The sequence below is a fragment of the Nonomuraea sp. NPDC052116 genome (assembly GCF_040680035.1).
Lineage (GTDB): Bacteria > Actinomycetota > Actinomycetes > Streptosporangiales > Streptosporangiaceae > Nonomuraea > Nonomuraea angiospora_A.
Genome location: NZ_JBFAWA010000033.1, coordinates 1 through 22,889, shown reverse-complemented (window position 1 = coordinate 22,889; position 22,889 = coordinate 1). Strand labels below are relative to the sequence as shown.

23 protein-coding genes and 1 rRNA gene are annotated in these 22,889 nt (G+C 69.9%); 15 read left to right on the top strand and 9 right to left on the bottom strand.

Features of this window, described 5'->3' with window-relative positions; translation table 11 throughout:
• Positions 1-105: 105 nt before the first annotated feature.
• The gene (locus AB0L65_RS45700) at positions 106-846 is read left to right on the top strand and encodes a methyltransferase domain-containing protein (protein ID WP_357750681.1); all 741 of its coding nucleotides are present in this window, start codon (positions 106-108) and stop codon (positions 844-846) included.
• A 61-nt stretch (positions 847-907) separates the two neighbouring features.
• Here the strand turns inward: AB0L65_RS45700 and AB0L65_RS45695 are convergent, their stop codons facing one another.
• Positions 908-1,240 (bottom strand): TraR/DksA C4-type zinc finger protein, encoded by a 333-nt coding sequence (locus tag AB0L65_RS45695; RefSeq protein WP_350729262.1) that lies wholly within the window; start codon positions 1,238-1,240, stop codon positions 908-910.
• Positions 1,241-1,394: 154 nt separating this feature from the next.
• Entirely contained in the window at positions 1,395-2,141 is a 747-nt protein-coding gene (locus tag AB0L65_RS45690; protein ID WP_364259731.1) for an SOS response-associated peptidase, read from the bottom strand.
• Between the two features lie 184 nt (positions 2,142-2,325).
• On the opposite strand from AB0L65_RS45690, the gene aroA reads away from it, so the two are divergent.
• On the top strand, positions 2,326-3,627 hold the full coding sequence (aroA, locus tag AB0L65_RS45685; RefSeq protein WP_364259728.1) for a 3-phosphoshikimate 1-carboxyvinyltransferase: 1,302 nt from the start codon (positions 2,326-2,328) through the stop codon (positions 3,625-3,627).
• A 251-nt stretch (positions 3,628-3,878) separates the two neighbouring features.
• Complete coding sequence (gene rsgA / locus AB0L65_RS45680) at positions 3,879-4,922, top strand: ribosome small subunit-dependent GTPase A (protein WP_364260048.1); 1,044 nt, start codon at positions 3,879-3,881, stop codon at positions 4,920-4,922.
• 615 nt (positions 4,923-5,537) lie between these two features.
• Here the strand turns inward: rsgA and AB0L65_RS45675 are convergent.
• On the bottom strand, positions 5,538-6,761 hold the full coding sequence (locus AB0L65_RS45675) for an MFS transporter (RefSeq protein ID WP_364259726.1): 1,224 nt from the start codon (positions 6,759-6,761) through the stop codon (positions 5,538-5,540).
• A gap of 85 nt (positions 6,762-6,846) precedes the next feature.
• On the opposite strand from AB0L65_RS45675, the gene AB0L65_RS45670 reads away from it, so the two are divergent.
• From AB0L65_RS45670 to hisN, 4 genes are all read left to right on the top strand, one after another.
• Positions 6,847-7,740: a LysR family transcriptional regulator gene (locus AB0L65_RS45670; protein ID WP_364259723.1), complete on the top strand. Its 894-nt coding sequence runs from the start codon at positions 6,847-6,849 to the stop codon at positions 7,738-7,740.
• 138 nt (positions 7,741-7,878) lie between these two features.
• Positions 7,879-8,766 (top strand): alpha/beta hydrolase, encoded by an 888-nt coding sequence (locus tag AB0L65_RS45665; RefSeq protein WP_364259720.1) that lies wholly within the window; start codon positions 7,879-7,881, stop codon positions 8,764-8,766.
• On the top strand, positions 8,763-9,584 hold the full coding sequence (locus AB0L65_RS45660) for an LLM class flavin-dependent oxidoreductase (RefSeq protein ID WP_364259717.1): 822 nt from the start codon (positions 8,763-8,765) through the stop codon (positions 9,582-9,584). Before AB0L65_RS45665 ends, AB0L65_RS45660 begins: the two co-directional genes overlap by 4 nt.
• A gap of 352 nt (positions 9,585-9,936) precedes the next feature.
• Positions 9,937-10,734 carry a histidinol-phosphatase gene (gene hisN, locus AB0L65_RS45655; protein WP_364260045.1) on the top strand — a complete coding sequence of 266 codons (798 nt, stop codon included), beginning with the start codon at positions 9,937-9,939 and terminating at the stop codon, positions 10,732-10,734.
• Here hisN and AB0L65_RS45650 read toward each other — a convergent pair.
• The gene (locus AB0L65_RS45650) at positions 10,724-12,415 is read right to left on the bottom strand and encodes a right-handed parallel beta-helix repeat-containing protein (protein ID WP_364259714.1); all 1,692 of its coding nucleotides are present in this window, start codon (positions 12,413-12,415) and stop codon (positions 10,724-10,726) included. The two genes, hisN and AB0L65_RS45650, sit on opposite strands and share 11 nt — an antisense overlap.
• A gap of 63 nt (positions 12,416-12,478) precedes the next feature.
• On the opposite strand from AB0L65_RS45650, the gene AB0L65_RS45645 reads away from it, so the two are divergent.
• On the top strand, positions 12,479-13,321 hold the full coding sequence (locus AB0L65_RS45645; protein ID WP_364259711.1) for a TetR/AcrR family transcriptional regulator: 843 nt from the start codon (positions 12,479-12,481) through the stop codon (positions 13,319-13,321).
• Here the strand turns inward: AB0L65_RS45645 and AB0L65_RS45640 are convergent.
• Both AB0L65_RS45640 and AB0L65_RS45635 read right to left on the bottom strand, forming a co-directional pair.
• Positions 13,318-14,103 (bottom strand): fructosamine kinase family protein, encoded by a 786-nt coding sequence (locus tag AB0L65_RS45640; protein WP_364259708.1) that lies wholly within the window; start codon positions 14,101-14,103, stop codon positions 13,318-13,320. The genes AB0L65_RS45645 and AB0L65_RS45640 overlap by 4 nt on opposite strands.
• Positions 14,090-14,563, bottom strand: coding sequence for a low molecular weight protein-tyrosine-phosphatase (locus AB0L65_RS45635; RefSeq protein WP_364259705.1), 474 nt, complete (start codon positions 14,561-14,563; stop codon positions 14,090-14,092). Before AB0L65_RS45635 ends, AB0L65_RS45640 begins: the two co-directional genes overlap by 14 nt.
• A gap of 122 nt (positions 14,564-14,685) precedes the next feature.
• Between AB0L65_RS45635 and pstS the strand changes: the two genes are divergently transcribed.
• Genes pstS through AB0L65_RS45610 form a run of 5 tightly spaced genes read left to right on the top strand, consistent with a single transcriptional unit; the run spans position 14,686 to position 19,165 of the window.
• The gene (pstS, locus tag AB0L65_RS45630) at positions 14,686-15,789 is read left to right on the top strand and encodes a phosphate ABC transporter substrate-binding protein PstS (protein ID WP_350729250.1); all 1,104 of its coding nucleotides are present in this window, start codon (positions 14,686-14,688) and stop codon (positions 15,787-15,789) included.
• A gap of 6 nt (positions 15,790-15,795) precedes the next feature.
• Positions 15,796-16,776, top strand: a complete 981-nt coding sequence (gene pstC, locus AB0L65_RS45625) for a phosphate ABC transporter permease subunit PstC (protein WP_350729249.1) — start codon at positions 15,796-15,798, stop codon at positions 16,774-16,776.
• Positions 16,773-17,648, top strand: coding sequence for a phosphate ABC transporter permease PstA (gene pstA, locus AB0L65_RS45620; RefSeq protein ID WP_364259702.1), 876 nt, complete (start codon positions 16,773-16,775; stop codon positions 17,646-17,648). Before pstC ends, pstA begins: the two co-directional genes overlap by 4 nt.
• A 15-nt stretch (positions 17,649-17,663) precedes the next feature.
• Positions 17,664-18,440, top strand: coding sequence for a phosphate ABC transporter ATP-binding protein PstB (gene pstB, locus AB0L65_RS45615; RefSeq protein ID WP_364259699.1), 777 nt, complete (start codon positions 17,664-17,666; stop codon positions 18,438-18,440).
• On the top strand, positions 18,440-19,165 hold the full coding sequence (locus AB0L65_RS45610; RefSeq protein ID WP_364259696.1) for a response regulator transcription factor: 726 nt from the start codon (positions 18,440-18,442) through the stop codon (positions 19,163-19,165). Before pstB ends, AB0L65_RS45610 begins: the two co-directional genes overlap by 1 nt.
• On the opposite strand, the gene AB0L65_RS45605 is transcribed toward AB0L65_RS45610, so the two are convergent.
• Positions 19,134-20,066 (bottom strand): serine hydrolase, encoded by a 933-nt coding sequence (locus AB0L65_RS45605; RefSeq protein ID WP_364259693.1) that lies wholly within the window; start codon positions 20,064-20,066, stop codon positions 19,134-19,136. The two genes, AB0L65_RS45610 and AB0L65_RS45605, sit on opposite strands and share 32 nt — an antisense overlap.
• A gap of 33 nt (positions 20,067-20,099) precedes the next feature.
• Positions 20,100-20,987 carry a phenylalanine 4-monooxygenase gene (locus tag AB0L65_RS45600; protein WP_364259690.1) on the bottom strand — a complete coding sequence of 296 codons (888 nt, stop codon included), beginning with the start codon at positions 20,985-20,987 and terminating at the stop codon, positions 20,100-20,102.
• A gap of 127 nt (positions 20,988-21,114) precedes the next feature.
• Here AB0L65_RS45600 and AB0L65_RS45595 point away from each other — a divergent pair, with 127 nt between their 5' ends.
• Complete coding sequence (locus AB0L65_RS45595) at positions 21,115-21,567, top strand: Lrp/AsnC family transcriptional regulator (protein WP_363976692.1); 453 nt, start codon at positions 21,115-21,117, stop codon at positions 21,565-21,567.
• Between the two features lie 35 nt (positions 21,568-21,602).
• On the top strand, positions 21,603-22,595 hold the full coding sequence (locus AB0L65_RS45590; protein WP_364259687.1) for a hypothetical protein: 993 nt from the start codon (positions 21,603-21,605) through the stop codon (positions 22,593-22,595).
• A gap of 56 nt (positions 22,596-22,651) precedes the next feature.
• On the opposite strand, the gene rrf is transcribed toward AB0L65_RS45590, so the two are convergent.
• Positions 22,652-22,768, bottom strand: a 5S ribosomal RNA gene (rrf, locus tag AB0L65_RS45585).
• Positions 22,769-22,889 lie beyond the last annotated feature (121 nt).

Below are 22,889 nucleotides of genomic sequence, written 5' to 3'. Positions count from 1 at the left end.
GCGCACTTGTCTGTTCCCGCAAGATAGAAGGTACGAAGGACCCGGTGCGGGGAACGTCCATACGTACCGGCTGGTAGCCCTTTACCCGGAACTCAGGAGTCGCGTGTGCTGCCCATTCCGGCCGAGGAACTGAACGGCTCAGGGACGCTTGGGCCGTACTGGACCTTCTACCGCGCCGTCGCCGCCGAACAACTCAACCGCTGGCTCCCCGGCCAACCCTCCGTCGTCCTCGATCTCTCCGGCGGCCGCGGGCGTTGGTCCGGCCAGGTGGCCAGGGCAGGGCACAAGGTGATCGAGGTGCTCGACTTCCGCCGCACCGTCGACGGGCGGTCCGGCCTGCGGGACGCCGACCGGGTCCGGCACGTACGCGCCGACGATCTGGCGTTCCTGCCGGACGCGAGCGTGGACGCCGTGCTCGCGGAAGAACGCGTGATGTCGATCGAGCTGATGGCCGAGTCGGCGATGAGCGACGTGGCCAGGGTTCTGCGGCCCGGCGGGCGGGCGCTGGTGTGCGTCGACTCGCTGGTGCTGGGCATGGCGATCCTGGCCGAGCAGGAGCAGTGGCAGCACCTGCGGCAGACCGGCGAGGTCATGCTCGTGCCGTGGCCGGACGGCAGCATCACGCGGTGCTTCAGCAGCGGGCAGCTGCGCGAGCTGCTGATGGGCGCCGGGCTCGAGGTGGAGTGGATGCGGCCGCGCACGGTGCTGTCCCCGTCCACGGTCGATCACGTGCTCGGGGCCGACGCACGCGCGCTCAACTACCTGGTCCGTACGGAGCTGGAGGCCCATCCGGACGACGACGACACGGTCGGCATCCATCTGGTCGCCAGCTGCCGCAAAAGCTGACTCCGCCTGGCTGTAGAGAGGTGTGCCGCCGTTCTTCGTGTCCGGCGGCATCCCGGCTCGCTCAGCGGCGCCGCTCCCGCTTGCCCTGGCACTGCACGCACCGCGCGGCCTCCGGACGGGCCTCCAGCCGCCCTTCCGGCACCGGCTTGGCGCAGTCGAGGCACCGGCCGTACACGCCTTGTTCCAGGCGCTTGATGGCCTCGACCACGGCGCGCCGCTGAGATGTGGCCACGGTCAGCATGGCCTGGGCCCGATCGGCGTCGGTCAGGTCAGAACCCGCGTCGGCCGCCGAGTGCTCGCGCACGGCGACGGGGTCGCCCTGGAGGACCCCGATCGATCGGTCCAGTTCCGCGAGCATGTCTTCCAGCCGCTCACGAGCGGTCGTGACGTCCACGAATCCGCACCTCCGGGTGAATCACGGCAACCCGCGGCTAGGACTCCCCGGTTGTCCCGCCCGGTGCAATTAGGGGCATTTATGGCGGTGACACCGAGTAAACGGATGCATCGCTTTCCTCACCGGATGCCCACTTACCGTGCTTCTTACACCTTTAGAAAAGTGCGGTTTCCTCCTCTTCCGGTAGAGGTTTGATGAGGTCCGGGCCATTGTTTCTGACGTTGTTGACGTCCGTGGAGACCGGATACGCCGTGAGCCGCCCCTGCTCGGCGGGCACCAGCAGCCGCGTGGCCTGCCCGACGTCGGTGACCTTGGGGTCGAGCCACTCGGCCCAGCGTTCGCGCTCGATCATCATGGGCATCCTGTCGTGGATGCGGCCGAGCTCGTCCTCGGCGTCCGTGGTGATGACGGTGCAGGTCACCAGCCATTTGAGGGGATCGTCATCGGCCCGGGACGGGTCTTTCCAGAACTCGTACAGGCCCGCCATCGCCAACACCCCGCCGTCCTCGGGATGGATGAAGTACGGCTGTTTCTTTTTCTTCTCGCCTTCGACCGGCATCCACTCGAAATAGCCGTCGGCCGGAAGCAGGCACCTGCGCTTGGCGAACGCCTGGCGGAACGACGGCTTCTCGGCCACCGTCTCGATCCTGGCGTTGATCAGCCGTGACCCGATCGACGGATCCTTCGCCCAGGTGGGCACCAGGCCCCACTTCACGACCCTGAGCTGCCGCACCGCCCGCTGGGCCTCCTTGGGCACCCGGCTCAGCACGGCGTAGACGTTCTTGGTCGGCGCGACGTTGTAGTCGGCCCCGAGTTCCGTGTCGGGGTCGCCGTCCTGTTCGACCTCGAACTCCTCGAGCAACTCGTGTTTCTTGCGCGCCGACGCGTATCTACCGCACATAACCCCACACTGCCACGTACGGTACGGCTTTCGCTCGCCTGCCCGCCTCGGGGCGTCTATGGAAACAGGAAGCCCACCCCCGCCGGCACACCTGATGACCGACGTTGTCCACAGGCGCGACGGCACGCTCGCCGCCATCCACAGGCTGTGACCCTCGCCCTACCACTCCCAGTACTCTTTGACCATGCCCGCTCCGACCACGCCCACGCCGCACTGGCCCGCGCCCACGGCGACCTCTCCGGTCACCGCCACCGTCCCGCTGCCCGGCTCCAAGTCGGTGACCAACCGCGCGCTCGTCCTGGCCGCGCTCGCCGACGGCCCCGGCGTCGTGCGCCGGGCGCTGCGCAGCCGCGACGCGGACCTGATGGCGTCGGCCCTGCGGGCCCTGGGCGCCACGCTGGAGCCCGCCGGCGAGAGCGCCGCGGGGGTCGACTGGCACGTGACGCCGGGCCCGATCCGGGGCGGCGCGAGCATCGACGCGGGCCTGGCCGGCACGGTCATGCGGTTCGTCCCACCGGTGGCCGCCCTGGCCGACGGCCCGGTCGCCTTCGACGGCGACCCGCACGCCCGCAAGCGCCCGATGGGTCCCATCCTCGACGCCCTACGCTCGCTGGGCGCCAGGATCGACAACGACGCGCTGCCGTTCACGATCAGCGGGCCGCTGGCGGGCGGCGAGGTCACGCTGGACGCGTCGGGCTCGTCGCAGTTCGTGTCGGGGCTGCTGCTGACGGCGGCGCGGTTCGAGAAGGGCATCACGATCCGCCACGTCGGCCCGCCGGTGCCCTCGCAGCCGCACATCGAGATGACCGTGGAGATGCTCAGGGCGGTGGACGTCACGGTCGACGACAGCGAGTCCGACGTGTGGCGCGTCGAGCCCGGCCCGATCGCGGCCAGAGACATGACGGTGGAGCCCGACCTGTCCAACGCGGCCCCGTTCCTGGCCGCCGCCCTGGTCACGGGCGGCACCGTGACGATCCCCACCTGGCCGGAGCGCACCACGCAGCCCGGCGACGCCCTGCGCGGCCTCCTCACCGCGATGGGCGCCACCGTGACCCGCTCCCCCGACGGAGCCGACCTGGTGGTCACGGGGCGGCCCACGGGCGAGATCACCGGCATCGACGCCGACCTCCACGAGGTGGGCGAGCTGACGCCCACGATCGCCGCCCTCGCCGCGCTCGCGACCACGCCGAGCCGCATCCGGGGCATCGCCCACCTGCGCGGCCACGAGACCGACCGGCTGGCCGCGCTCGCCACCGAGATCAACCGGCTGGGCGGCGACGCCGAGGAGACCGCCGACGGCCTGATCATCCGCCCCCGCCCGCTGCACGGCGGCACCTTCCACAGCTACGACGACCACCGCATGGCCACGGCCGGAGCCGTGATCGGCCTCAGGGTGCCCGGCGTGGAGGTGGAGAACATCGCGACGACCGCCAAGACCCTGCCGGAGTTCGTCCGGATGTGGGCCGGCATGTTGGAGGCCCGGTGACCCGGCGGTACCTGCCCTCGGGCGCGGGTTTCGCACCGGAAACGCCGGGCACGTCGGAAAAGGGCGGTCCGTGAGGGTCCGCCGCCTGTACGGCGAGGAAATGATCCACCGACACGACGCCACCCCGGCCTGCCCGCGGCGGCGTCAGATCCCCCATCAGCACCGGCCGGCCGACGACGCGTCTCCGGCCTGACCGGGGGCGACCGCGCAGGTCATCGAGCGAAAGCGAGCGAGGACATGGGAGCAGACCGCTGAAGAAGCGGGAGTACGACGAGGACGACGTACGGGTCAGGCCGGGCAAGGGCTCCAGGCCGCGGACCCGGATCCGTCCTGCGCACGAGGACGCCGTCCAAGGCTTCGTGGTGGCCGTGGACCGCGGCCGCTACACGACGCTGGTCGAGCCCGAACGCCCGAAGGGGTCCGCGCAGAAACGCAAGCAGCAGCCGCAGCGGCGCCTGGTGGTGGCCATGAAGGCCCGCGAGCTGGGCCGCAAGGGCATCGTGGTGGGTGACCGGGTGGCCCTCGTCGGCGACGTCTCGGGCCGCCCCGACACGCTGGCCAGGGTCGTCCGCGTGGAGCCCCGCACGTCGATGCTGCGCCGCTCGGCCGACGACACCGAAGACACCGACGGCATCGAGCGGCCTGTCGTGGCCAACGCCGACCAGCTCGTCATCGTCACCGCCCTGGCCGACCCGCCGCCCCGGCCCCGCATGATCGACCGCATCCTGGTGGCCGCGTTCGACGCCGAGATCGACACCCTGCTCTGCCTCACCAAGTCCGACCTCGCCCCGCCCGACGAGCTGGTGGCCCTCTACGAGCCGCTGGGCGTCCCGCACGTCGTCGTGCACAAGGGCGGCTCCCTGGAGGAGCTCCGCGACCACCTGAAGGGCCGCGTCAGCGTCCTGGTCGGCCACTCGGGCGTCGGCAAGTCCACCCTGGTCAACGCCCTGGTCCCGGACGCCAACCGCGCCGTCTCCCAGGTCAACGCCGTAACGGGCCGCGGCCGCCACACCTCCACCTCGGCCGTGGCGCTGGAGCTGCCGGAGAGCGGCTGGATCATCGACACCCCGGGCGTACGCAGCTTCGGCCTGGCCCACGTGTCCATGGAAACGGTCCTGGCCGCGTTCCCGGACCTGGTGGAGGGCACGGTCGACTGCCCGAAGGGCTGCACGCACCTGGGCCCGGAGTGCGCCCTGGACGCCTGGGTCGCCGCCGGCAACGCCGACCCCACCCGCCTCAAATCCCTCCGCCGCCTCCTCTCCAGCCGCGAAGGCACACTCGACGACACTCCCTAACGCGCGCAGACGCGCCCGGCGACGCCACACGGACCTCCGCGCACCGACCAGGACCCGCCCGCCGACGCCGCAGACGCCCTCTGCACACCGGCCACGGCGCTCCCGAAGGCGCCGCCGCCGTCCCGCCACCCCGCACCCACCACCGAGCACCCCGGCCGGTGAAACGCCGTGCAGCGGCGCACAACGCGACGCACCCGCCGACGCCCCCTTGTGCGCCGGCCACGGCGCTCCCTGAGACGTTGCCTGACCGCCACTCGCACGGCTCGCGCCCGACCGCCAAGCGAAGCGCCCTGGGGGTGACGCAGTGCACCGCGGTCGGCGGTCGAAGGGCTGCGTTGCCATCGTCGCCGGCCCCGCCGTTCGCCGAGAGAGGGCCCGGTAGCAATCGCGGACAATCCAACGAACCCATCTCTGTGTGCTGAAGGCGCGAGAGGGTGCGATGGCCCTGAGCGGTTCGTCATCAGTGGATCGCTTGGTCACGGCGTCGGCGACCTTGTCGTCCAGCAGCGCGTAGAGACGAGGGCAGAGCCGCAGAGGGCTGCTCTTCCTGAGCTGGAGCGAGGGTGGTACCCCTACCGAAAACCGAGACTTCCACAGCGGACAGACGGGCGTGGGTCAGCCTCCGCTTCGGCGGCGGAGCGCCGGGCCGAGCGCCTGCTGGGCGGCGAAGAGAGCGATCCCGGTGATCGCGCACGCCGCTGCCAGAGCCGTTCGTCCGGCATGGTCGAGCAGTACGGTGCCGGCCAGCGGGCCGAACACGGCACCGACGCTCCAGGTGGCGGAGGCGATGCCCATGTACCTGCCGCGCAGGTCCGCCGGTGCGAGGTCGGCGAAGGTGGCGCCGAACATCACGGCGATGCCGATCTGGCCGAGGGTCCAAACCAGGACCGATCCCGCGTAGCCGACACCACTCTCTACGAGGGCGCCCAAGCCGACGCCGGCACCGGCCAGGAGCATGGACACGGCCAGCACCGAGCTGGGGTCGCGACCGGCAAGCAGCCGTACCGCCAGTGGTTGGCCTACCACGATGACGATCCCGTTCAGAGCCAGCACGGCGCCGTAGGTCGCGGGGCCGTGACCGTCTGCCGTCATGACGAGCGGTAGCGTCGCGAAGGTCTGCAGGAACAGGGTGAAATAGGCGACGTAGACCAACACCATGACGATCATCAGCCGGTCGCGCAGGAGCACCGGCAGCAGCGCTCGGCGGGGCTGATTCGGTGTCGCCGGCCGGGTCTCGGGAATCCGGCGCCAGACGATCAGCGCCGCGATGATCAAGGCCGTGGCATTGATCCAGAACAAGAGTCCATACCCATACCGGGCCAGGACCCCCGCGGCGATCGTGGCGATGGAGAAGCCGAGGTTGGCCGCCCAGAACAGCAACCCGAAGGCCCGGACCCGCTGGCTCGGATGGAGGTCCGCCACCACAGCCGACCCAACCGGGCGGAACAGGTCCGCCATCAGCCCGACACCGAGTGCCGCCGCCCAGATCACCGGCACCGTGTCGGCCGAGCCGAGCGCGACAAGCGTCACGGCGGTTCCCAGGAACCCCACCAGCATGGTGTGGCGTCGTCCGATCCGGTCGCCCAGCCAGCCGCCGAGCACCTGGGATCCGATGCCTCCGGCTCCCGTCGCCGCCACCACCGCGCCGGCGGTCGTCGGCGTCAGCCCTTGCTCCTGCGTCAGATAGAGCACGAGGAACGACTGCGCGACTCCGCCGGCGCGGCTCACGAAATGAGTCGCCGCCAGGGACCAGACCAGGCTGGGCAGGTCCGATCGCAGGCGGGACAGTCGGCGGCCGAGCGGTATCGCGGTCGGAGCGGGCGTGTCGTAGGTCGTCATGCCGATGACACTAAGATCACCTAGGACATCAAGAAAAGCGATTACTTTCGATCAAATCAATCGCGATTCACGATAGTCTGACGTTATGGCTGACGTTGAGCTGCGCCACCTGAGGACGATGGCCGCTATCGCCGAGGAGGGAACGTTCGGCCGAGCGGCGGTTCGCCTCGGCTACACCCAGTCGTCGGTGAGCCAGCAGATCGCCGCGCTGGAGAAGGCCGTCGGTGGCGCCGTCTTCGACCGGCCCGGAGGTCCCAGGCCGGTACGGACCACTCCTCTTGGCGAGGTGGTCCTGGCCCACGGGCGCGATCTGCTCACGAAGTCGGAGGCGCTGGCCGACGCCGTCGATCGCTTCAAGGCGGGCAACGGCCGGATCGACATCGGCACCTTCCAGGGCGCGACCAAGCTGATCCTGCCGGCCGTCGTGCGCCGGCTGCTGAGCGAGCACCCCGGCTGCGACATCCGGCTGTCGGAGGTGGGACCGGAGGATCCGAGGATCGGAGATCTTGACCTGCTGTTCCACTACGATCGGATCGACGGCGACGTCGAGCACGTCGAGCTGCTCGACGAGCCGTACCTCCTGGTGGCCGGCGCAGGTGCGTTCCCCGATGGTCCGGTACCGGTGAAGCTGCTCGACGACGCTCCCATGGTCGCCTGGCCGCCCAACGTCCACCAAAGATGGCTGGAACGGGAGCTCGCCGGCGCGGGCGCCCGGCCGCGGATCGTGTTCCGAACGGCCGGTCACGACACCGTCGTGTCGATGGTGCGGGTGGGCCTGGGCTCAGCGGTGTTGCCCTGGCTCGCCCTCCAGGGATCCGATGTCTGGTCCGACGACCGGCTCAGCATCCATCGACTGCGACCGTCGCCCGCCTGCACGTGGTACCTGTACTGGCCGGCCGGACGCACCCAGTCGCCCCTCGCGGCCCGAGCCATCGACATCGCCGTCGAAGCCGCCACTGAGCTGGCCGGCCAGATGTGACATCGGACGAGTCGCGGGAGTGCGCGACTCTCGCCGCGTGGAAGGGCTCAGCGACAGCGCATATATCGCTGCAAGCGATTGATTCAATCGAAAATCATGGCTTTTCGCGATGGGTCCGCGAGGCTTAGCGTGCCGGACATGAACGGTCATCAAGATCGCCCCGAGCAACTCCTCAAAATCAACGGCGTAGAGCTCTGCGCTCAGACATTCGGCGACCCTGCCGCACCCGCCCTGCTGCTCATCGGCGGCGCCGAGGCGTCGATGGACTGGTGGGACGATGAGTTCTGCGAGCGCCTCGCCGCCGGCGGGCGGCACGTCATCCGGTACGACACCCGGGACACCGGCCGCTCCACGACCTTCCCGCCCGGCGCACCGCCGTACGGAAGCGACGCCCTGCTCGACGACGCCGTCGGCCTGCTCGATGAACTCGGCATCGCGGCCGTCCACATAGTCGGCGTCTCCATGGGCGGCGGCATCGCCCAGCACCTGGCGGTGCACCACCCCGGCCGGGTCGCCTCCCTGACGCTCATCGCCACCAGCCCGGGCGGGCCCGGCCACCCCGATCGCCCTGACCTGCCGCCGATGAGCGCCGAGCTGGCGAAGCGGTTCGCCGAGGGCGGTGACGAGGCGCCCGACTGGTCCGACCGCGAGGCCGTCATCGCGTACTACATCGAGGGTGAGCGCACCTTCGCGGGCGCCATCCCCGTCGAGGAGGAGCGGCTGCGCCGCGTCGTCGGCCGTGTCTGGGACCGCAGCCCGTCCCCGGCGTCGGCGCAGAACCACTGGCAGCTCGCCGGCGGCGAGCCCGTCCGCGCCCGCCTCGGTGAGATCGCGGTGCCCACGCTGGTATTGCACGGCACCGCGGACCCGCTGCTCCCATACGGGCACGGCGAGGCGCTGGCACGGGAGATCCCGCAAGCACGGCTCGTCCCGCTCGAAGGCATGGGGCACCAGATGCCGCCGCCGGAGCTCTGGGACATCGCGATTGCAGAGATCCTTTCGGTCTCCGAAGGAGAGCACCCGTGAACCGGCTGCGCTCGGCACTCTGGCTGCCGCTCTTCGACGAGCTCGCCGACCCGCGGGCGGTGGCGAACCTGGCCGCCGAAGCGGAGGAAGCCGGGTGGGATGGCTGCTTCGTGTGGGATCACCTGTCCTGGCGGGCGCCGGTCCAGCAGGTCGCCGACTCGTGGATCGCGCTGGCGGCGATCGCGACCGCGACCGAGCGGCTGCGGCTCGGCCCGATGGTGTCGACGCTCGCCCGCCGGCGGCCGGCCAAAGTGGCGCGGGAGACCGCGACACTGGATCAGCTGAGCGACGGCCGTCTCACCCTCGGTGTCGGTCTCGGAAGCGACCGGTTCGGCGGCGAGCTGTCCAAGACCGGGGAGCAGCTCGACGACCGGCAGCGGGGGCGGATGCTCGACGAGTCCTTGGCGATCCTGGCCGCCGCCTGGTCCGGCGAGCCGGTGCGCCATCGCGGCGAGCACTACACCGTCGACGACATCACGTTCCTGCCGCGGCCGGTTCAGCGGCCCGGTGTGCCGGTGTGGGCCGCCGGATTCCCCGGCAACGTCAAGCCGATCCGCCGGGCCGCCCGGCTAGACGGCTTCTTTCCGATCAATCTGGAGCACCCGGACCAGCTCGCCGAGGTCGTCGGCACCCTCACCGAACTGCGACATGGCGAGATGGCCTCGTACGACATCGCCATCAGCCTGCCCTCCGACGTCGACCCACTGCCGTATGCCGCCGCCGGCGCGACCTGGTGGCTGACGGAGTTCGACCCGGGTGTACGGCTCGACACGGTGCGCGGTGTACTCCGCGACGGCCCAGCGAATCCGGGCGCGTAGCTGCCTATCCGCCATGGGACGGCCACGCCGTTCGCCAAGAGTGCGCCACCGCCCCGCACCGCATCATCGCGCTCCACACCGCCGCGCCATCGCCACCGTCCTGCCGCACGCCGCCGCACCGCGTCGCACCGCCACACCGCACCCCCGTCGCCGCGCCGTCGCCGCGCCCCCACACTGCGCCGTGGCCCCACCACCCACCGCCAGCCAGCCCCGCCCCAGCCCGGCGGGCGCCTCACCCCGCGCCGTTCCGCCGTACGGGGTGGTGGCGACACGCGCGAGATGGACACCGTTACCAGAAAAGGGGTGTTGGTGACTGATGTTCTGTATGGCGGACACGGTAGCGTGGGCGACCGTGCAGGGTTACAACGATGATCTCCGGCTGGCCCACGTCATGGCGGACGCCGCCGATGACCTGACCATGCGGCGGTTCAAGGCGGTCGATCTCAAGGTCGACACCAAGCCCGATCTGACGCCGGTCAGCGACGCCGACCGCACCGTGGAGGAGGCCATCCGGGGCACGCTGCGCCGCGCCAGGCCGCGCGACGCCGTGGTGGGCGAGGAGTTCGGGAAGACCGGCTGGGGCGCCCGTTCCTGGATCATCGACCCCATCGACGGCACGAAGAACTACGTGCGCGGCGTCCCCGTCTGGGCGACCCTGATCGCGCTCATGGAGTACGGCAGGGTCGTCGTCGGCCTGGTGTCGGCCCCCGCGCTGGGCCGCCGGTGGTGGGCGGCGACCGAGGGCGGCGCGTGGACCGGCAAGAGCCTGACGAAGGCGTCCCGGATGCGGGTGTCCTCCGTGTCGAGCCTGGAGGACGCGTCGTTCTCGTACTCCAGCTTCGGCGGATGGGAGAAGACGGGCAAGCTCGACAACTTCCTCGACCTCAGCCGAGCCTGCTGGCGCACCCGGGCCTACGGGGACTTCTGGTCGCACATGATGGTCGCCGAGGGATCGGTGGACCTGTCGGCCGAGCCCGAGCTGTCGCCGTGGGACATGGCGGCGCTCACCGTGATCGTCGAGGAGGCCGGCGGCAAGTGGACCGACGTCTCCGGCGTGAAGGGCCTGGAGGGCGGCAGCCTGGTCTGCACGAACGGCATCCTGCACACCGAGGTGATCGACCGCCTCAACGGCACCTCGATCATCTCCTGAGTCCCGCCCGGGACTGGATGGCGGCGGTGGCGGCGTCCAGCGCGGCGCCGTCCTTGATCGTCACGTTGTCCTCGTAGCGGACCCCGCTCGGCGGGTTGTCGTGGCCGATGGGGTCGGCGTCCCAGAAGTTGCCCCGGTAGATCACGTTCTCCAGCGGCGGCCCGACCTCCAGGACGGAGGTGTTGTCGGCCCGCATGACGACGTTCCCCTCGACCGTCACCCACGAGGCGCCGTAGTCGGTGTAGAGCCCGAAGTTGTACGGCGTCCGCGTGTCCTTGATGACGTTCCCCTGGACCAGGGCCTGGTTGTCAGCCGAGTCACCCTGCACCCCGGACAGGTAGATGCCGCCCCCGTCGGCCAGCGTCCCCATGGTGTCCACGGTGAGGTTGCGCAGGACCTGGATCCCCTCCCCGGGGCCGACGGTGATGCCGCAGTGCGGGACGTCCGTGACCTCGTTGTTGGCGACGACGCATCCGTACGTGCCCATCACGCCGATTCCCGGTGAGCCGCTGTATTCGAGCCCGATGTGGTGAACCTTGTTGTCCTCGACAGCGGCGTTCCGCGTTCCGGACATCACGATGCCGCCGCCCGACAGGGTGTCGAAGTCGCAGGTCCGCACCACGACCTCGGCGCCGCCGGAAACCCCCAGCCCCGTCGCCCCGAGCCGGGTGAACCGGCAGCCCTCGACCTCCGCCCCGACCGCGTCCTCGAACGTCACGCACGCGGGAATCGTCACGGACGCGGTCGGATACGTCACGGACGCACCCTCGCCGAGCACCGCCGTCTCGACACCGCCGCCCTCGTAGTAGCCGTTCCCGTGATAGTGCAGGAACCCCTCCGGGCGGCTCGGCCGCAGCCACGTCGCGTCCGCGAACACCAGCCCCCTGAACGCCACGTCCCGCGCCCCCGCCACGCTCACCAGCGTCTCCAGGACCGGCGCCACCACCCACGTACGAGCGGGATCCTCGTCGGGGAGGGGCAGGTAGAGCAGCACGTGGCGCCCGGGCCGCGAGCGGTCGAGCACGAAGGTCCCGGGCTCGCGCAGGAAGCTCGGGTCGTTCTCGATCCTGGTCGGCAGCCCCGGACCGCTCGACGTCTGCCCCGCCCAGACCGAGTTGTACAGCTCGGCGGCCCACCCGAACGCCGGCTGCGCCATCGTGACCACCGTGTCCCCGGACACCGACGCCACCCCGCAGCGCGCCTCGGTCCACGGATAGACGCCCCGGTGGACGAACTCGACGTCCCCCGGGCTCCGCCACCCGAGCGGCTCGTCCGTGACGTAACCGGTGGCGGTCGCCCGAGCGTCGCCGGGCAGGCCGGCGATCCAGGCGCGCTCGGCCCGGCGGCCGTCCACGTAGAGCTGGCGGGTGTCGAGGTCGCCGACCTCCGCCGTCCAGACGCCGTCCCGCACCTGCCAGCCCGTGATCGGCCGGCCGCCGCTCACCACCGCCTCCTCCTGCTCGGGAGCGCCGTAGCCGTACGCCTGGTAGACCGTCCCGGAGTCGGCCTCGCCGAGCGAGAACGGCTCCGTCAGCACGTGGGTCCCGCCCCGGAGGTGGACGACGGCGCCGCCGGCCGCCTCCCGGGCCGCGGAGCGCGCGCGTTCGAGGGTGGCGAACGGGTGGTCGGCCGAGCCGGGACCCGAGTCGTCGCCGGAGGGTGCGACGTGGAAGTGGAACATCACAGACCGCCTTTGCTGTTTATGCCGTACACGTAGTAGACACCATAAACAGGAGGAGGCGACATGACAACCGACCCCGAAGTCGAACTGCTCTGGCGGGAGGAGGATCGCGAGCCGCGACCCGGCCTGAGCCTGGGCAGGATCGTGCGCGCCGCCATCGAGATCGCCGACGCGGAGGGCCTGGAGGGCCTGTCGATGCGCAAGGTCGCCGACCGGCTCGGCTTCACGACCATGTCCCTCTACCGCCACGTCCCCGGCCGCGACCAGCTCGTGGACCTGATGGTCGACGAGGCCTACAGCGAACAGGCGAGCACCCCCGAAGAGCCCGGGACAGGGCAGGGATGGCGGGTGCGACTGGAGACCGCGGCCAGGCAGGGCTGGCAACTGCGCCGGCGGCACCCCTGGGTGGCCGAGGTACGCGGCACCCGCCACCTCCCCGGCCCCAACGCCATCGCCTACTACGAGCACACGCTGAGCACCCTCACCGGCACCGGCCTGCGCCCTTCCGAGGTGATCGCCGTCGTGGGCATGCTGGGCCGGTTCGTGGACGCCGAGGCGCTTACCCTGGTCGAGACCCGGCGCGAGGAGCGCCGCAGCGGCGTGTCCGAGCAGGACTGGTGGGGCAGCCGCGACGCCCTCTACGAGCGCCTCAACAGTTTCCCCACCCTTTCCCGCCTCTGGATGGAGGGCGGTTGGGACCACCCCGAGGACTCGTTCGAGTTCGGCCTGCGCCGCCAGCTCGACGGCGTCGAGGCCCTCATCCGAGAGCGTGACGAAAGTCGTGATGAAAGCTCAGGATGCCCCGAGTGCGGCACCCCGCTGGAGCCGGCGCCGTCCGGCCGCCCCCGCGTCTACTGCTCCCGCGCCTGCCAGCAACGCGCCTACCGCAGGCGCAAGAACGGCTAGAGCGCGAGCACGGCCCGGACCGCGTTCATCAGCCCGTCACGATAGGACCCGCCGAACAACACCACATGAACGAGCAGCGGATGCAGCTGGTGCAGCGGCACCCGCCCCCGCCACCCCTCCGCCAACGGAAACTCCTCCTGGTAGGCCCCCAGCACCCGATCGAGGTACGGCAGCCCGAACAGCGCCAGCATGGCCAGATCGGTCTCCCGATGCCCGCCATGGGCCGCCGGATCGATCAGCACGCCCGACCCGCCCGACCACAGCACGTTCCCGTTCCACAGGTCCCCATGGATCCGCGCCGGCGGCTCCGCAGGCCCCGCGACCTCGGCGAACCTCTCCATCGCCCGCTCGACCAGCGCCGCGTCAGAAGCAGGCAGCCGCGCCTGCCGCAGGAAAGGCAGCACCCGCCGGGAGGCATAGAAGCCTGGCCAGTCCGGGCAGGGCGAGTTGTCCATCGGCAGGTCGGCGATGAACCCCGGCCACGGCGCGCCGAAGCCGGCCGCCCCCGCCCGGTGCAGCCGGGCCAGCGAACGCCCGAACCGCTCGGCCGCCGCCGCGCTGGGCGCCTCCTCCCGTACCCAGGACAACACCAGCCGATCGGGCCCCACCTCCACGACCTCGGGCACCACGGTGGCCTCCCCCAGCCACCGCAGCCCGGCCGCCTCCGAGGCGAACACCTCGGAGGCGGCCCCGGTCTTGGCGAACACCTCGCGCCCGTCGTCCAGCACGCCCTTCAGCAGCCGCCGGCCGTGCGACGAGCCGAGCTCTTCAGCTGATCTCATCGGCGATGTGCTTGGCCAGCCCCTCGGAGGCCGACTCGACCAGCGCGAGCACCTCCTCGAACCCCTCGGGGCCCCCGTAGTACGGATCGGGCACCTCGGCGCCCTCCTCCGCCGCGGGATCGAACGACCGGAACAGCCGCACCTCCGCCCCCACCGGCGCCATCCGCCGCAGATTGGCGAGGTTGTCCTGGTCCATGGCCAGCACCAGGTCATACCGGTCGAACCAGTCCTTGGTGAACTGCCGGGCCCGGTGCGCCGAGCCGTCATAGCCGTGCTGTCCGAGGATGGCCAGCGCCCGCTCGTCCATGGGGTCCCCGGCGTGCCAGCCGCCCGTTCCGGCGCTCTCCACGGTGACGCGGTCGCCCAGCCCGCGCTCGGCGAGCGTCTGGCGGAGCACCACCTCCGCCATGGGGGATCGGCAGATGTTGCCCATGCACACCAGGCATACGCGATAAGTCATAACTCCCATCATGGGGGCGACCGGGCCCGTTCACCGAACGTTCACCCTTGTCAGGGGGCTGCGGTCACCTTCGGTGCATAGCTTTCTTAGCGACTAAGGACCAAGTGGGAGGAAACCCAACCGTGAAGTATGCAGGCCGGCTCGCCGCCGTAGCCGTTGTCGGCGCGCTCTCCCTCGCTGCGTGCGGCACAGACAACAATGCCCCCGCTGGCAGCACGACTTCCGCCAGTGCACCCGCCGCGGGCAATGACAATGGTCTGAGCGGTACGATCAACGCCGCGGGCTCCTCTGCCCAGGCCAACGCGATCACCGAGTGGACGAAGAACTTCACGGCCACGAACCCCGGTGTCACCCTCAACTACCAGCCCAGCGGCTCCGGCGCGGGTGTGCAGGCGTTCATCCAGGGCACCGTGGCCTTCGCCGGCTCCGACTCGGCGCTGAAGGATGACCAGCCCGCGCAGGCCGACGCCCGCTGCAAGACCGGCAAGGCCATCAACATCCCGATGGTGACCGGCCCCATCGCGGTGGTCTACAACCTGCCCGGCGTCGAAGGCCTGCAGCTGTCGCCGAAGACCCTCGGCGGCATCTTCGACAGCAAGATCACCAAGTGGGACGACGCCGCGATCAAGGCCGACAACCCCAGCGCCAAGCTGCCCTCCACCCCGATCCAGGCGTTCCACCGCTCGGACGAGTCGGGCACCAGCGACAACTTCACCAAGTTCCTCAAGGCCACCGCCGGCTGGGCCTACGAGCCCGCCAAGGCGTGGCCCGCCGAGGCCAAGGGCCAGGGCGCGAAGGGCTCCGACGGCATCGCCTCCTCCGTGAAGGACACCGAGGGCGCGATCAGCTACGTCGAGCTCTCCTACGCCGAGAACTCGTCGCTGCAGAAGGCCAAGGTCTCCAACGGCGCCAACGAGTTCGTCGAGCTCACCCCCGAGAGCGCGGCGAAGACGATCGAGACCGCCACGATCAAGGGCACCGGCAACGACCTCGCCCTGTCGATCGACTACGCCACCAAGACCCCGGGCGCCTACCCGATCGTCCTGGTGACCTACGAGATCACCTGCGAGAAGGGCCTGTCGGCGGAGGAGACGAAGCTGGTCAAGGGCTTCCTCACCTACACCGCCAGTGACGAGGGTCAGGCGGCCCTGAAGGAGCTGGGTTACGCCCCGCTGGCCGGCGACCTGCTCACCAAGGTCCGCACCGCTGTCGAGGCGATCTCCTAGCCACCGATGGCCAACGATCTGAAGACCCGTGACGGCGGACCGGCCATGAGCCGGTCCGCCTCGCGGCGCAGCCATGGTGAAGGCCCCTTCCGCTTCCTCTCCACGGCGGCGGGCGTCCTCCTGCTGGCGATCATGGCGGCCATCGCCGTGTTCCTCATCAGCGAGGCGATCCCCGCCCTGCAGGCGAACAAGGCGTCCTTCTTCACCGAGCTGACCTGGGACCCCAACGGCCAGAAGGTGTTCGGCATCGCCGCCCTGGCGTTCGGGACCGTCCTCAGCTCGACACTCGCGCTCGTCATCGCCACCCCGATCGCGGTCGGCGTCGCGCTGTTCATCTCCCACTACGCGCCCCGCCGCCTGGCCTCGGGGCTCGGCTACCTGGTCGACCTCCTCGCCGCCGTGCCCAGTGTGGTCTACGGCCTGTGGGGCCTGGCGTTCCTGGTGCCGCTGATCCGAGAGCCGTCCCAGTGGCTCAACGAGACCTTCGGCTGGTTCCCGCTGTTCGCCGGAGAGGGCGCCATCGGCGGCAAGACCATGCTCGCGGGCTCGATCGTGCTGGCGATCATGATCCTGCCGATCATCGCGGCGATCTCGCGTGAGGTGTTCCTCCAGGCGCCGAAGATGAACGAAGAGGCGGCATTGGCGCTCGGCGCCACCCGCTGGGAGATGATCAGGATGGCCGTGCTGCCGTTCGGCCGCCCGGGCGTCATCAGCGCCGCCATGCTCGGCCTCGGCCGCGCCATGGGTGAGACCATCGCGGTCGCGCTGATCTTCCCCGCGACCTTCGACATCACTTTCGAGATCCTCACGCCCCACGCCAACAGCATCGCGGCGAACATCGCCAACGGCTTCGGCGAGGCGACCCAGATCGGCCGCGGGGCGCTGATCGCCTCCGGTCTGGTGCTGTTCGTCATCACCCTGCTGGTGAACATGGGAGCGCGCCTGATCATCAACCGCCGCAAGGAGTACTCGAGGGCCGGCGCATGACAGCAATCCAGCACATCTCGACCAGCCGCCGGGTCAAGGACAAGATCGTCCAGGGCCTGGTCTACCTGGCGTTCGGGCTTGCCGTCGTGCCGCTCATCTCGGTGCTCTGGCTGGTCATCTCCAACGGCCTGGCCCGCTTCGACCTCGAGTTCCTGACCCACTCGATGCGCGGCATCGGCGCCCGTGACGCGGGCGGCGGCGCGTACCACGCGATCATCGGAACGCTGGAGCAGGTCCTGCTCGCCTCGGCCGTCTCGGTCCCCATCGGCCTGCTCACCGCGATCTACCTGGTCGAGTACGGCAACGGCGGCCGGCTGAGCCGGTCGATCAGCTTCTTCGTGGACGTCATGACCGGCATCCCCTCGGTCGTATCCGGTCTGTTCGTCTTCGCGTTCTGGATCCTCGTCCTGGGCTTCCAGTTCTCCGGCTGGGCCGGCGCGCTCGCGCTGTCGATCCTGATGATGCCGACCGTGGTCAGATCGGCCGAGGAAATGCTCCGGCTGGTGCCCAACGACCTGCGAGAGGCCTCGTACGCGCTGGGTGTGGCCAAGTGGCGCACGATCATGAAGGTCGTGCTGCCGACGGCGCTCACCGGCATCGTGACCGGCGTCATGCTGGCCGTGGCCCGCGTCGCCGGCGAGACCGCGCCGCTGCTGATGACGGTGTTCTTCACCAACTCCATCAACAGCGATCCGTTCACCGGACCGCAGATGGGCCTGCCGCTCTTCGTGTTCGACCAGGCGGCCCGCCCGAACGACACCGCCATCGACCGGGCGTGGACCGGCGCCCTCACGCTCATCCTGATCGTCATGCTGCTCAACCTGGTGGCGCGCCTGATCGCCTGGTGGCGTGCGCCCGCCAGGGGCCGATAGGGGGTAACCGCCGCAATGTCCAAGCAGATCCAGGTCTCGGGTCTCGACGCGTACTACGGGTCGCACAAGGCGATCGAGGACGTGTCGATGACCATCGAACCCCGTTCGATCACCGCGTTCATCGGCCCGTCCGGGTGCGGCAAGTCGACGTTCCTGCGCACGCTCAACCGCATGCACGAAGTGATCCCGGGCGCCCGGGTGGATGGCAAGGTCCTGCTCGACGGCGAGGACCTGTACGCCCCCACCGTCGAGCCCGTCTCGGTACGCCGGATGATCGGCATGGTCTTCCAGCGCCCCAACCCGTTCCCGACGATGTCGATCTACGAGAACGTGGCCGCCGGGCTCAAGCTCAACGGCCGGGTCGGCAAGTCGCAGCTCGACCAGGTCGTGGAAGAGTCGCTCAAGGGTGCCAACCTCTGGAACGAGGTCAAGGACCGCCTGAACAAGCCGGGCGCCGGCCTGTCGGGCGGTCAGCAGCAGCGTCTCTGCATCGCCCGGGCCATTGCGGTCAAGCCGCAGGTCCTGCTGATGGACGAGCCGTGCTCGGCGCTCGACCCGATCTCCACGCTGGCCATCGAGGACCTGATGGCCAAGCTCAAGGACGAGTACACGATCGTCATCGTCACCCACAACATGCAGCAGGCCGCCCGGGTCAGCGACAGGACCGCGTTCTTCAACCTCGCCGAGCAGGGCAAGCCCGGCAAGGTGATCGAGATGGACGAGACGTCCCGCATGTTCACCAACCCGTCCCAGAAGGCAACAGAGGATTACATCACGGGGCGCTTCGGCTGATGACCCAACAGCAGGCGGCATCCACGGTGTTCGGGGACGCGCGGACGAAGCCCGTACTGCTCATCGCCGACCCCGACGGCGCGGTCGTGGAAGACCTCACCACGGCGCTCGAACGGGAGGGCGTGTCCGTCACAGGCACGCCCGACGGGGCTCAGGGCCTTCTCCAGGCGGGAGCCCTGCAGCCTGACGTGGTGCTCGTCTCGGCCACGCTGCCGGTCATAGACGCGGTGGAGTTCGTCCGCGCGGTACGGCTGGCGCGCGCCGTACCCGTCCTGCTCGGCGTCGGCGAGGGCCACGCCGAGCAGGCGGTACGCGCGCTCGCCGCCGGCGCGGCCGCCTGCGTGGCCCGGCCCTACCGGGTGGCGGAGCTGCTGCCGTTCATCCAGGCGGCCTCGCCCGGCGCGCGCCAGGTGCTCGCCGTCGGCGGGGTCGAGTTGGACGTGCAGGCCTATCAGGTACGGGTGGGCGGCCGAGCGGTCCACCTGCCCCTGAGGGAGTTCGAATTACTGCAGTACCTGATGCGCAACGCCGATCGCACGGTGACCCGCGAGCAGATCATGCGCCACGTGTGGCACGCCGCGGCCAACACCTCGACGAACACGATCGCGGTGCACGTCAAACGCCTGCGCGCCCGGCTGGGCGACGAGGACGACCAGCTCATCCAGACCGTCCGGGGCGTCGGCTACCGTCTGGTCACGCCGGGCACTTCCGGAAATCCTGCATAATCCGCTTCGTCACGCCTTCGACCGTCGCTATGCCGTACCCCACCTCGGGACTTCCCTCGGTGAGTACGGCAACGGCGTAGGCGTGGCCGTCGCCCCTGATCAGGCCCACGCTGACCGTGGCCCAGAGCTTGTTCGAGACGTGCTTGAGCCAGCCGTTCTTCAGCGCCACGCGGTCGCCCGCGCACGCGGCGGCGCTGATGCCCCAGTTCTGGCCCGCCACGACGTGACCCATGAGCTTCAGCACCTGATCGCGGTCCTTGGCCTTCAGCGGGCTCTTGCCGGATACCAGGGCCCGCATGAGGCGGATCTGGTCGTCCACCGACGTTCGGGTGATTCCCCAGCAATACAGGTCAACACACTCGCCTGGGACGCCCTGGGTATGTTTGAGGCCCAGCTTCCTGCCGGCCTTGGTGAAGCCGGGCGCGCCGCCGATGCGTGACCAGAGGCGGTCGGCGGCGTGGTTGTCGCTGTGGCGGATCATGATGTCGGCGTCGTGCCGGACGGCCGCCGGCAGCTTCTTCCACGAGGTCCGCAGCAGCAGCACCATGAGGATCTGCACCTTGGCCGTGCTGGCGGTGATCAGGCGCTCGCCCGGGTGGTAGCGGTAGAGCCGGCCGGTCGTCAGGTCCTTGATCATGGCGGTGACCTGCCCGGACCGGCCCGCGAGGTAGCGGTCGAGCCGCTTGCCGATCCGCTCGGCCGGGATCGGCGCCAGGTTCTCCTCGGCCGAGACCCGCTCCAGCCGCGCCCCGAGGGCCGCCTCGCGTACGCCCAGGACCGCTTCCCGCCGGGCGGGCGCGGGCGGCTGTGCCCGGACCCGGCCAGGCATCGGTAAGAGAGCTGTGAGCAGGGCGAGGGCGATGACCACTCGTGGTATCGCCTGGCCGCGGCCCGCGATCATTGACGCATTATCACGAAAAATCGTGACCGGCCGCTAGATGTCCGCGGCGATCAATTTCGCGATCGAATCGTCGTCGCACGTGGCCCAGAAGTCCCCCACGACATCCTCCAGGTGCTGGAGGGACTCGGCCCGGAACAGCACGTCCTGATATTTCGTGATGTCGTAGTGCGTCGTCCCCATGGCGGACAGGTCCAGCGGCCTGACGTCCATGCCACGGAACTCCTCGATCTCCCCGTACGACGAGAGGATCCCCGCGCCGTACGCCCTGAGCTCGCCCCCCTCCGCCATGACCCCGAACTCCATAGTGAACCAGAAGACCTTCGACACGAACTCCAGCGCCTCCTCGGACTCCACCCGCCGCGCGGCCTGCCCCGCCAGGTGATACAGGGCGGCGTACCGGGGGACGGCCAGCGCGTTGGCATGGCCGATCACCTCGTGGACGACGTCGGGCTCCGGCGTGTAGAACGGCACGGAGTGGTGCCGGATGTACTGCGTCGAGTGGAAGAACCCCTCGGCCAGCACCCCGTAGAAGTCGCGCAGCGGCACCAGCCCCGCGGCGGGCAGATACCGGAACCCGGTCAGCGGCTCCAGCAACCGCGAGACCTCTTCGAGCTGCGGGATCCGCTCCTTCGGCAGCCCCAACTGCGCGGCGCCGTCCAGGTACTCGGCGGTGGCGTACTTGGCGTGCTTGACCGCCAGCTCCCTGGTGACCAGGGCCCAGACCTCGTGCTCCTCCTCGGAGTACTCGGCCGCCGGAATGGGTGTCCCCCGACGGTGGTTGACGGCCAGCCCCGCGATCGCGTTCCGCCGCGCCCGGTAGACCGTGTCCGCGAACCCCGGATGGGACGCGGCCAGCTCCACCACCACCGACCCGTCCTCTTGGGCTGCGACAGGGGCGAAGTACTGTGCTTCCTCGAACATGCACCAAATGACAGCAATTCCGCGTTCTCTTGACAATAGCGACCAGTTTTGCTGCGCGATATGCTTGATTTCGCCTCCCCAAACTCACATCTTCTGCTCGAGTCGCACAGTTCAGGGAGGGTCCGCCATGGACGATCTCGACGCCAGGTTGCTGGTGACCATGCGCGCCCATCCCCGCGTCGGCCTGACGGAGCTGGCCCGGCTGCTGGGGGTGGCGCGCGGCACCGTACAGGCCCGGGTGGAGAAGCTGACGGCGAGAGGCGTGATCGAGGACTTCGGCCCGACCGTGTCGCCGGCCGGCGCCGGCTACCCCATCCTGGCGTTCGTCTGGCTGCAGATCGCCCAGGGGCGGCTGTCGGAGGCGGTGGAGGCGCTGCGTGCCGTACCGCAGATCCTGGAGGTGCACGGCACGAGCGGCCAGCACGACCTGCTGTGCCGGGTGGTCGCGCACACCACCGAACACCTGCAGGAGATCATCGCCAGCATCCTGGCGTCCCCGGCGGTTCAGCGCACGGACACGACCATCGCCCTGTCCACCCAGATCCCGTATCGCATCGAGCCCCTCCTCGAAAACCGCTAGGACCTCGGCGGCATCCAACCTGATGGAGGGGTGCCATGAAGAAGCTCATAGTGATCGCCGCCGTGGTGGCGGCGGCCGGCGCGGCCCTGGTCCCGCTGTGGACCGCCGTCCGCGCGCCGGACCAGCGGCCCCGCCCGGCTCCTGGCGAGACCGCTGCCTACGCGTACCTGTGCGACAACGCCGAGGACGAGGGGCCGCACGACGAGTGCGCCCACTGGTCCGTGGTGACGTCCGGCGGGAGGACGTGGCAGCTCACGGACGCGGTGGAGCGGGGTTACGTGGACCTGACCGCGGACGGCCGCTACCTGGCCTACCAGCGGGCCGGCGACGGCCGCCTCGTGGTCCGGGACCTGGTGGGGGGAACCGTCCGTGCGGTCCAGGAGGCCGCGCCCGGAGTGGACGGGGACCGGCTCGCGTACCGGCCCGCGCTGCTGGGCAAGGGGCGCTGGCTGTACGTGGACTACGTGGCGGGCTGGGACGGCGTGGACGAGCCTCCGAGCTTCGTCGTGGACGTCGCCACCGGCCGCACGGTGTGGCGACTGCCTGGGGGCTCCTGGCTGGACCGGCTCGACGACGACGGATCGAGGCTCATGGTCGAGGACGACAAGTCGTTCTCGGTCATGGACGCCTCGGGGACCACCACAAGGCCGCTGCCGGCCCGCCTCCGCGCCGTCGAGGCGACGGGCACCCTGACCCCGGACGGGACGGGCCAGGCCGCCCAGGTCGTCTCCAGGAATTTCCCGGCGGGCGGCGCCGACATCCGCCCGGCCCGGCTGGTCACCATCGACACCGGGACCGGAAAGGCGCTCCATGACGTACGCCTCTCGCTCCCGTTGAAGGACAGGGCGAGCAGTTGCGAGGTCAGCCGGTGGGCCGGCTCTCGGGAGGTTCTGCTGAAATGCGGGACGGCCGAACTGTTCCACGAAATCATCTTCCGCGTGGACACCCGGACGGGGCAGCACACCAAGGTAGGAGAGACGCGGCCGCCCAGGTCACACCTGGTCGAGCTGGTGCGGGCGGCGGATTAGCCCGTAAAACAAGAAATGGCCCCACGCACCGGCGTGGGGCCATTTCTATAAAGATTGTCCGGCGGCGACCTACTCTCCCACACCCTCCCGAGTGCAGTACCATCGGCGCAGAGAAGCTTAACTTCCGGGTTCGGAATGTAACCGGGTGTTTCCTTCCCGCCATAACCGCCGTAACCCTCCGAAACACACAAGCACAACTGCTTGCTGTCTCAGAATCACATAATGGACGCGAGCAACGACTAGAAAAGTCTGCTTTGTGGTCAAGTCCTCGGCCTATTAGTACCGGTCAGCTCC